The sequence below is a fragment of the Microcoleus sp. N3A4 genome, from assembly GCF_036701805.1.
GTDB lineage: Bacteria > Cyanobacteriota > Cyanobacteriia > Cyanobacteriales > Microcoleaceae > Microcoleus.
This window is the reverse complement of sequence record NZ_JAUBRJ010000113.1, coordinates 6,809-14,650: the sequence shown is the minus strand read 5'-3', so window position 1 is coordinate 14,650 and position 7,842 is coordinate 6,809. Positions and strand designations below refer to the sequence as shown.

Genomic DNA, 7,842 nt, shown 5'->3' with positions numbered 1-7,842 from the left:
TAGGCACAGATATTTTTCCTACACTGAATGTATGATAATCCTTAGTCATTAAAGCCAGAACTGCGGAATGTGGGTTCAAAGGTTGAGGCGGAAGCTTCCCTATTCCCAAAATATAGTTGCTGATGTATTTTTATCAAAGTTTCGTAAGGCGCTGGCTGGGGTAATTGCTCGATTAATTGCAAATATTCGCCATCAGTGCGGCTGGGTTGGTGAACCGCAGTTCCGGTATCATTTAACCGCTGCAACGCCGCCATATAAAGACAGCGGCAAGCTTGGCGGTATTTCCCTTGCTGCTGCAACTTTTGCGATCGCAACAACCACTATGCTACCGACAAATATTTAATTGTTTTTTTCGCACTGCGATCAGTTGTTTGATTCCTCTTTTTAAAATTATGAATATAAAAACGCGACAGTTGCCAAATCTGCCAACTCGCCCAGACTGCGAGCAATGCTAAGATTAACCAAAAGGCTGCTTTAGCGATCGCCCACAAGATGGGGGAATCAAACCAAGATAGCAATTTAACATTCGGTATATTTTGGGCAGTTTTTAGTTCCCACCACTCCTCTACTCGCTGTTGCAACTGTCCGAATTGCCAACTCAAATTAGTTTTCTCAAAGGAACTTTCAGACATAGCTTTACATCAATGAGTCGATTGTTGCTTGTGGATTGAGAATTTTTTTATTCTATCATTATCCCCAGATCCCCGACTGATTAAAGAAATCGGGGATAAGAGAGCGCGATCGCGTTTTACGTTTGATTAGGTTGACTTAAATGCCGAGTTATTGTCCCTAATCCAAATCGCGGTAGTGCCCTGAAGGAAAGGATCGGAGTAAGCTATGATTAGAGAGAAGTGTTTGCCATTAGTGATATGACAGTAGAAATTAATTCTTGCCCCAATTGTGGCTCAAAAGAAGTTAGTCGTAACGGTCAGACTCGGCATCATAAACAAAACTACAAATGTCGAGAATGTGGCCGTCAATTTGTTTTGAATCCGGCATGGAAAGCCATTACCAAGGAACAACAGGAGTTAATGTCACGGATGCTACTTGAACGTATTTCTCAGGCTGGGATTGCTCGGGTATTGCAAGTATCTGAAGATACAGTACAGCGCTACGTAAATGCCGCTTCTGTCGTTGAAAAGAAGCAAGTGGAGGTAAGTGCCAAGCCAAAAAAGCGCCTGAATGTTCAGATGGATGAGTTATGGTCGTTTGTCGATAACAAAGGAAATCAGCAGTGGGTATGGCTTGCATTGGATGCCGAGACTAGGGAAATTGTTGGTGTACATATTGGGGATCGTAGCGCGGTATCAGCTCAGGCCTTATGGAATTCAATGCCACCAGTTTACCGTCAATGTGCAGTAATTTATACTGACCATTGGAGTGCCTACGATTCTGTATTGCCTGGCAAACGTCATCGTAGTGTAGATAAAGATAGTGGTTTTACTAGCTATATTGAGCGCTTTAACTGCACTATTCGACAACGAGTATCTCGGTTAGTAAGAAAGAGCTTAGCTTTCTCTAAAAAATTAGAAAATCATATAGCTGCTATTTGGCGCTTTGTGCATCATTATAATGCTAATTTACAACTTTAGATGCCTGTTTTAATTTGAATGCGGTTTTGTTCTCCGATCCTTTCCTTCAGGGCGCTACCCAAATCGCCGCGCGATCGAGCATCGCATTTGACTGATAGTCTTCTAAAGAGGCGATCGTCCAACCGCTCAAACTCATTTTTACTACCACAGAGATAAGTTTTTTGTCAACTGTCTATCGACCAAAAATTGATTTTATTGAATTTTCCTTCTTCCTCCAATCCGTTACATCCCGATTCAGTGCGCGTTGCCGAACTGCCTTATGCCATAACTTTTGGGATACTTAACAGCCTCATAAGAAATTTTATAAAGATTTACAAAAGAAACGTGTCAGAATGAAGACAATAAGGTAATGGGTAACAGACAAGGAGGCACTGATGGTAGCGCTGACTGAACGAGTCCAACGCAGATTGACGGTGGAAAAAGTCGAAATTGCCCCTGATACAACGGCAATTCGATGCCTGGACTGGGATAGAGACCGCTTTGACATCGAATTCGGACTCAAAAACGGTACAACTTACAACTCATTCATCATTCGCGGTGAAAAAACAGCCCTCGTCGATACCTCTCACGAGAAGTTTCGCCAGCAGTACATGGAAACTCTGACGGGCGAAATTGACCCCAAAGAGATTGACTATCTAATTATCAGCCACACCGAACCAGACCACAGCGGTTTAGTTAAAGACGTGTTGGCGCTGGCACCCCAAGCGATTGTCGTGGGGGCGAAAGTAGCCATTCAATTTTTAGAAAATCTTGTACACCAACCATTTGAACGATTGGTAGTCAAAAATGGGGACAAACTAGATTTAGGAAACGGTCACATTATCGAATTTGTATCGGCCCCGAACTTGCACTGGCCCGATACTATTTTCAGCTACGACAGCAAAACTCAAGTGCTGTTTACCTGCGACGCTTTCGGGATGCACTACTGTACCGACAGCACCTTCGATGACGATTTAGCAGAAGTTGAGGAAGATTACCACTTTTATTATGAGTGCTTGATGGCTCCCAACGCTCGATCGGTACTCAGTGCGATGAAGCGGATGGCAGAATTGGGAGAAATCGGTACAGTTGCGACCGGTCACGGCCCCTTGCTGCGGCACAACGTAGTTGAACTCACCGGACGCTACAAAAAGTGGAGTCAAGCGCAAGCTAAGGCAGAAACCACTGTAGCGGTATTTTACACTTCCGATTACGGATTTAGCGATCGGCTCAGCCAGGCGATCGCCCACGGTATCACCAAAACCGGTGTCGCCGTGGAAATGATGGATTTGAAAACCGCCGACTTGCAAGAAGTTGCGGAACTTGTCGGTAATGCTGCCGGCATTGTAATTTGTTCGCCGCCTAGTGGCGGTACTGCTGCTGCGAATGCCGAAGCTGCCATCAACACAATTTTAGTTGCAGCTAACAACAAACAATCTTTCGGTTTGTGCGAATCCGGCGGCGGCGATGATGTATCTATTTACCCGCTGAGAAACAAGTTTAAAGAGTTGGGTTTAAAAGAAGCATTTCCCAACATTTTAATTAAAGAAACGCCGACGGAACCGATTTATCAACTTTGCGACGAAGCCGGCACTGACTTGGGACAGTGGCTGACGCGGGACAAGGCTGTCAAACAGATGAAATCTCTCGACAGCGACCTCGATAAAGCTTTGGGACGGATCAGCGGCGGACTGTACATCATTACCGCTCAAAAAGGCGAGGTTAGCGGTGCGATGCTGGCTTCTTGGGTAACGCAGGCAAGTTTTAAACCGCTGGGTTTAACAATAGCAGTTGCGAAGGATCGGGCGATCGAATCGATGATGCACGCGGGAGATAAATTTGTTCTCAACGTGCTGGAAGAAGGCAATTATCAAACCTTGATGAGGCACTTTTTAAAGCGTTTTCCTCCAGGTGCCGATCGATTTGCCGGAGTTAAAACTCAACCTGCTACCAACGGTTCTCCGATTTTGACAGATGCTTTGGCGTACATGGAATGCGAAGTAGTCAGCCGGATGGAACTTTCGGACCATCATATCGTATATGCGATCGTCGATAACGGCCGCGTATCCAATCCCGATGCACTGCCGGCAGTTCACCACCGCAAAGTGGGAAATCACTATTAGGAAGTCAGTTGACGGTTGACAGTTGACGGTTGACAGTTGAAGAGGGAAATTCAACGATATATCGATCGACTGTCAACCGTCAACACACCCCAAACTTATTAGTAAGGTGCGTCAGCCGATGTTTTATTCGACTTCATCATCGACTATCTACTGACGCACCCTACAGTTACAGTCCAAGACGCAACTGGCTACGCAAAAACTCTCAACGTTGGGTGCTTGTGGCGCACCTTACCGGGCTCTGGGTGTTGGGTGCGCCCCAAGCAGCAAACCGGGCAAACCGTTGTCATTTAGACTCCATTTTAACTAGGGGAATTGTCAATGCCTGCCAATCTTTTAGAAGACCGAGATTACACAATTATTATTGCCAGAAGCGATGCCAGCAGAGACCCTCACCATCCTTGGTACGAGGAGTGGGTAGAAGCACAGGCATCTCTGATCGACTTAGCAAAAAAATGTCAGCAATTTGACACCGACGGCATCACCGTTTACGAAGCTTCTACTCCTATGTGGAAGTATAAAAATTCAAATGTTGCCCGGTTAGCTGAAATTTTGCAGCGACAAAATACGGAACTGGATTCAGCAAACCCGACTGCAATTAATTTGGAAGAACCTCTGAAAGAAACTTTCAGCGATTATTTCGGCAGCATAAAAAATGCCCCAGGGAAGAAAGGAGCAATAATTGTTGCAGTCCTAGATCAAAAACCAGAAAAAGCCGCTGCTGTTGCCGAAATTCTTGTCAGTGCGGCAAATAAAATAGATAAAGATGAAGAAATTGGGGTGAGCTTTATCCAAATTGGGGACGATTTGAAAACCAGGGAATTTCTGACTGACCTGGATACCAATTTACAGGATCGAGGTGCAAGGTTTGACATTGTAGATACTAAATTTTGGCACGAAATCAAAAGAAGTTCTGTAGTTCAGTTTCTCATAGGTGCAATTAATGACTAACACTTTGACTCTTCAACTCGCATCTAATGCCAAACCCCGCGACGTGCAGTTGATCCCGATCGCACTCGATACTTTTATTGTGCGATCGCGCACTTGGGACAGACTCAAATTTGAAGTCGAGTATTCGCTGCAAAAGGGTACGACAGCAAATAGCTATATTATTCAAGCTGACCAAACTGCTTTGTTCGACCCGCCCGGGGAATCTTTTACTCAAAATTATCTCGAATTTTTGCAGGAACGGGTGGACTTGACAAAGCTAGATTACGTGATTTTGGGGCATTTCAATACTAACAGGTCAGTAACAATTAAAGCTCTGTTAGAATTAGCTCCGAAAGTAGCTTTTGTTTGTACAAATCCCGCCGCAATTGGTTTGCGAGCCGCTTTTCCCGAACAAGAGTTAAACATTACGATCGTCCGGGGGGAAGAAGTTCTCGATTTAGGAAAAGGTCACGCCTTAAAATTCATTGCGACTCCGACTCCTCGCTGGCCCGATCAACTTTGCACCTACGATCCGCAAACTCGAATCGTGTTCACTGACAAACTATTTGGAGCTCACGTTTGCGGCGACCAAGTATTTGATGAAGGGTGGAGCGTTTACAGCGAAGACAGGCGCTATTATTACGATTCTCTGCACGCATCGCAGGCAAAACAAGTGCTGGGGGCAATGGATAAATTAGCCGATTTACCCGCAGCATTTTATGCTCCCGGTCACGGCCCGATCGTCCGTTACGGCCTCCACGAACTCAGCAATTTGTATCGGGAATGGAGCCAGCAACAAAATTCAAAAGACTTGACAGTTGCTTTGATTTATGCTTCGGCTTACGGAAATACGGCTACTTTAGCGCAGGCGATCGCCAAAGGAATTACTAGGGCGGGGGTTGCTGTAGAAAGTATCAACTGCGAATTTGCAGAACCGGGAGAAATTCAAGAGGCGATCGAGAAATGCGCGGGATTTATCATCGGAACTCCCACGCTAGCAGGACACGCTCCGACGCAAATTCAAACTGCTTTGGGAATTGTTTTATCTACCGCAACTAAGAGCAAATTAGCGGGGGTTTTCGGTTCTTTTGGCTGGAGCGGAGAGGCGATCGACTTAGTGGAAAACAAGCTGAAAGATGCCGGCTATCGCATCGGATTTGAGCCGATTCGAGCTAAATTTAAGCCGACTGCTGCGACGATTCACGAGTGTACAGAAACGGGAACGGATTTTGCTCAAGCTTTGATTCGATCGCAAAAATTGCGGGCTCCAAAACCTGCATTGACTGGGGGGAGCGATCGCACTGAACAAGCAGTAGGGAGACTCGTTGGTTCGCTGTGCGTAGTCTCGGCGAAGCGGGAGGATGTCACCAGTGCGATGCTGGCTTCCTGGGTGTCGCAAGCAACTTTTAATCCGCCCGGCGTGACGATTGCGGTGGCGAAAGATCGATCGATCGAATCTTTGATGTACGCCGGAGATCAATTTGTGCTGAATATCTTAGCAGAAGGGCGACAGTTGCGGAAGTATTTCATGAAAAACTTTGCTCCGGGAGAAAACAGATTTGCCGGAGTCGAAACAATGGAAGCTAGCAACGGCTGTCTCGTTTTGACTGATGCTCTAGCTTATCTGGAATGCAAAGTGATAAGTCGGATGGAATGCGGCGATCACTGGGTAGTTTATGCGGCGATTGACAACGGTCATTTGCTCAAAAATGACGGCGTGACAGCGGTGCACTACCGGAAATCTGGGACTCATTATTAAGGAATTTGTCATTCGTCAGAATTTTTGATTCGGGCTTCTGATTTCTGACGAATGACTTTCGATCGCCAACTCAGAAATATGTCATCATAAAATAACTGATAACTTGGACAGAGCGTGAGTCAACCAGACAAACTGCTAGCTAAAATCTTACTTGGTAATTCCGACGCCAATATACCCTTTGCTCAACTTTGCCAACTTTTACGCAGACTCGGCTTTGAGGAACGGATTCGCGGCAGTCATTCGATTTTAGATTTTAGATTTTAGATTTTGGATTGACTTGCGCGAGATTAATTCGGGGGCTTGAGGATTTTAGATTTTAGATTTTGGATTGACTTGCGCGAGATAAATCACGTGGCGGGTACCACCTTTGAAATTCTTGGTCACCACATATTTGCTAAAGATGGTGTTGAAGAAATCCTAAATCTTCAACCTAAAGGCTCGCAAGCCAAAGCCTATCAAGTCAGGCAAATTCGTGAGGTAATTCTCAAACACCAACTAGGAGGTGAAAACGATGCTTCGCTATGAAATTAGCCTCTACTGGAGTCAAGAAGACCAAACATTTATTGCCGAAGTGCCGGAATTACCCGGATGCGCTGCGGATGGCGAAACTTATCAAGAAGCACTACAAAATATCGAGATTATTATGCAGGAGTGGATTGAGACGGCTCAGGAATTGGGGCGTTATATTCCTCAACCGAAAGCTCGCTTGATTTCGGCTTAGTTTAATAGGAATTTAACTCGTTACCAGGAATAGCTTGGGAACGAGTAATCAAGAAGGTAGCTTACTTGTCCTCTGCCACCTGTTCCGGCCACAGATAAATAGCGCCAGAAATCAAAGTTAAAGCCACAGAAACCCAAAAAGCAATTAATGCGGGAAAATTCCACGCTTCAGACAGAGGAGCAATTAAAAGTGCGATCGCCACAATCTGACTCACCGTCTTCAATTTGCCCCAAATATTAGCTCCAGAAATCGTAGTTTTATTAACACGCCACCCTGCAATTGTCAACTCCCGCCCCAAAATCAAAAACACTGCCCAAGCCGGCACTTTCCCCAACTCAATCAACACTAAAAGCGGCGCGAGCACCAACAATTTATCCACCAAAGGGTCGAGAAACTTCCCCAAATCGGTAATTTGATTCAGCTTCCTAGCCAAATAGCCGTCCAGCCAATCAGTAGCCGCAGCTACCACAAAAATCGCGGTGCAAATCCAGCGGCTTTGCGCGCTTGGGTCGTACAAACCGTAGAGCAGAAAAGGCACTCCCAGCAAGCGAGAAAACGTAATCAAATTAGGCAAATTCATAAGAGATAGGACTAAGGCCAACTGGAAATTTAAACAAAGGTATGTAGTTGCGCTTTAGCGCTCTTTCCTAAGCTCAGAGCGCTCAAGCGCAACTACATACCTAAAATTTAACCCTATTTGTGACAGTTGGCCTTAATCCTAATAGAAAAAAGCTCGGCAAC

The 7,842-nt window shown here is 45.4% G+C and carries 10 protein-coding genes; 7 read left to right on the top strand and 3 right to left on the bottom strand.

Features of this window, described 5'->3' with window-relative positions; translation table 11 throughout:
• Positions 1-41: 41 nt before the first annotated feature.
• Complete coding sequence (locus tag QUA56_RS34660) at positions 42-317, bottom strand: DUF4129 domain-containing protein (RefSeq protein ID WP_333367987.1); 276 nt, start codon at positions 315-317, stop codon at positions 42-44.
• Positions 318-320: 3 nt separating this feature from the next.
• Entirely contained in the window at positions 321-632 is a 312-nt protein-coding gene (locus tag QUA56_RS34655) for a hypothetical protein (protein ID WP_333367984.1), read from the bottom strand.
• A 237-nt stretch (positions 633-869) separates the two neighbouring features.
• Between QUA56_RS34655 and QUA56_RS34650 the strand changes: the two genes are divergently transcribed.
• From QUA56_RS34650 to QUA56_RS34620, 7 genes are all read left to right on the top strand, one after another.
• Positions 870-1,592 carry an IS1 family transposase gene (locus QUA56_RS34650; RefSeq protein WP_333367981.1) on the top strand — a complete coding sequence of 241 codons (723 nt, stop codon included), beginning with the start codon at positions 870-872 and terminating at the stop codon, positions 1,590-1,592.
• 374 nt (positions 1,593-1,966) lie between these two features.
• The gene (locus tag QUA56_RS34645) at positions 1,967-3,694 is read left to right on the top strand and encodes a diflavin flavoprotein (RefSeq protein WP_333367978.1); all 1,728 of its coding nucleotides are present in this window, start codon (positions 1,967-1,969) and stop codon (positions 3,692-3,694) included.
• A gap of 318 nt (positions 3,695-4,012) precedes the next feature.
• Complete coding sequence (locus tag QUA56_RS34640; RefSeq protein WP_333367976.1) at positions 4,013-4,642, top strand: hypothetical protein; 630 nt, start codon at positions 4,013-4,015, stop codon at positions 4,640-4,642.
• Complete coding sequence (locus QUA56_RS34635) at positions 4,635-6,380, top strand: diflavin flavoprotein (protein ID WP_333367973.1); 1,746 nt, start codon at positions 4,635-4,637, stop codon at positions 6,378-6,380. The genes QUA56_RS34640 and QUA56_RS34635 overlap by 8 nt, the downstream gene beginning before the upstream one ends.
• Positions 6,381-6,494: 114 nt before the next feature.
• Positions 6,495-6,644: a hypothetical protein gene (locus tag QUA56_RS34630; RefSeq protein WP_333367970.1), complete on the top strand. Its 150-nt coding sequence runs from the start codon at positions 6,495-6,497 to the stop codon at positions 6,642-6,644.
• 87 nt (positions 6,645-6,731) lie between these two features.
• On the top strand, positions 6,732-6,905 hold the full coding sequence (locus tag QUA56_RS34625) for a hypothetical protein (RefSeq protein ID WP_333367967.1): 174 nt from the start codon (positions 6,732-6,734) through the stop codon (positions 6,903-6,905).
• Positions 6,892-7,101 (top strand): type II toxin-antitoxin system HicB family antitoxin, encoded by a 210-nt coding sequence (locus QUA56_RS34620; protein WP_333367965.1) that lies wholly within the window; start codon positions 6,892-6,894, stop codon positions 7,099-7,101. The genes QUA56_RS34625 and QUA56_RS34620 overlap by 14 nt, the downstream gene beginning before the upstream one ends.
• Positions 7,102-7,162: 61 nt before the next feature.
• Here QUA56_RS34620 and pgsA read toward each other — a convergent pair whose 3' ends face one another.
• Positions 7,163-7,681 carry a CDP-diacylglycerol--glycerol-3-phosphate 3-phosphatidyltransferase gene (gene pgsA / locus QUA56_RS34615; protein ID WP_333367962.1) on the bottom strand — a complete coding sequence of 173 codons (519 nt, stop codon included), beginning with the start codon at positions 7,679-7,681 and terminating at the stop codon, positions 7,163-7,165.
• Between the last annotated feature and the right edge of the window lie 161 nt (positions 7,682-7,842).

What these genes read in the sequence shown, in the direction of transcription:
- pgsA (WP_333367962.1), bottom strand. Translation starts at nt 7,681, where the DNA reads ATGAATTTGCCTAATTTGATTACGTTTTCTCGCTTGCTGGGAGTGCCT.
- QUA56_RS34650 (WP_333367981.1), top strand. Translation starts at nt 870, where the DNA reads ATGACAGTAGAAATTAATTCTTGCCCCAATTGTGGCTCAAAAGAAGTT.
- QUA56_RS34645 (WP_333367978.1), top strand. Translation starts at nt 1,967, where the DNA reads ATGGTAGCGCTGACTGAACGAGTCCAACGCAGATTGACGGTGGAAAAA.
- QUA56_RS34635 (WP_333367973.1), top strand. Translation starts at nt 4,635, where the DNA reads ATGACTAACACTTTGACTCTTCAACTCGCATCTAATGCCAAACCCCGC.
- QUA56_RS34640 (WP_333367976.1), top strand. Translation starts at nt 4,013, where the DNA reads ATGCCTGCCAATCTTTTAGAAGACCGAGATTACACAATTATTATTGCC.
- QUA56_RS34655 (WP_333367984.1), bottom strand. Translation starts at nt 632, where the DNA reads ATGTCTGAAAGTTCCTTTGAGAAAACTAATTTGAGTTGGCAATTCGGA.
- QUA56_RS34620 (WP_333367965.1), top strand. Translation starts at nt 6,892, where the DNA reads ATGCTTCGCTATGAAATTAGCCTCTACTGGAGTCAAGAAGACCAAACA.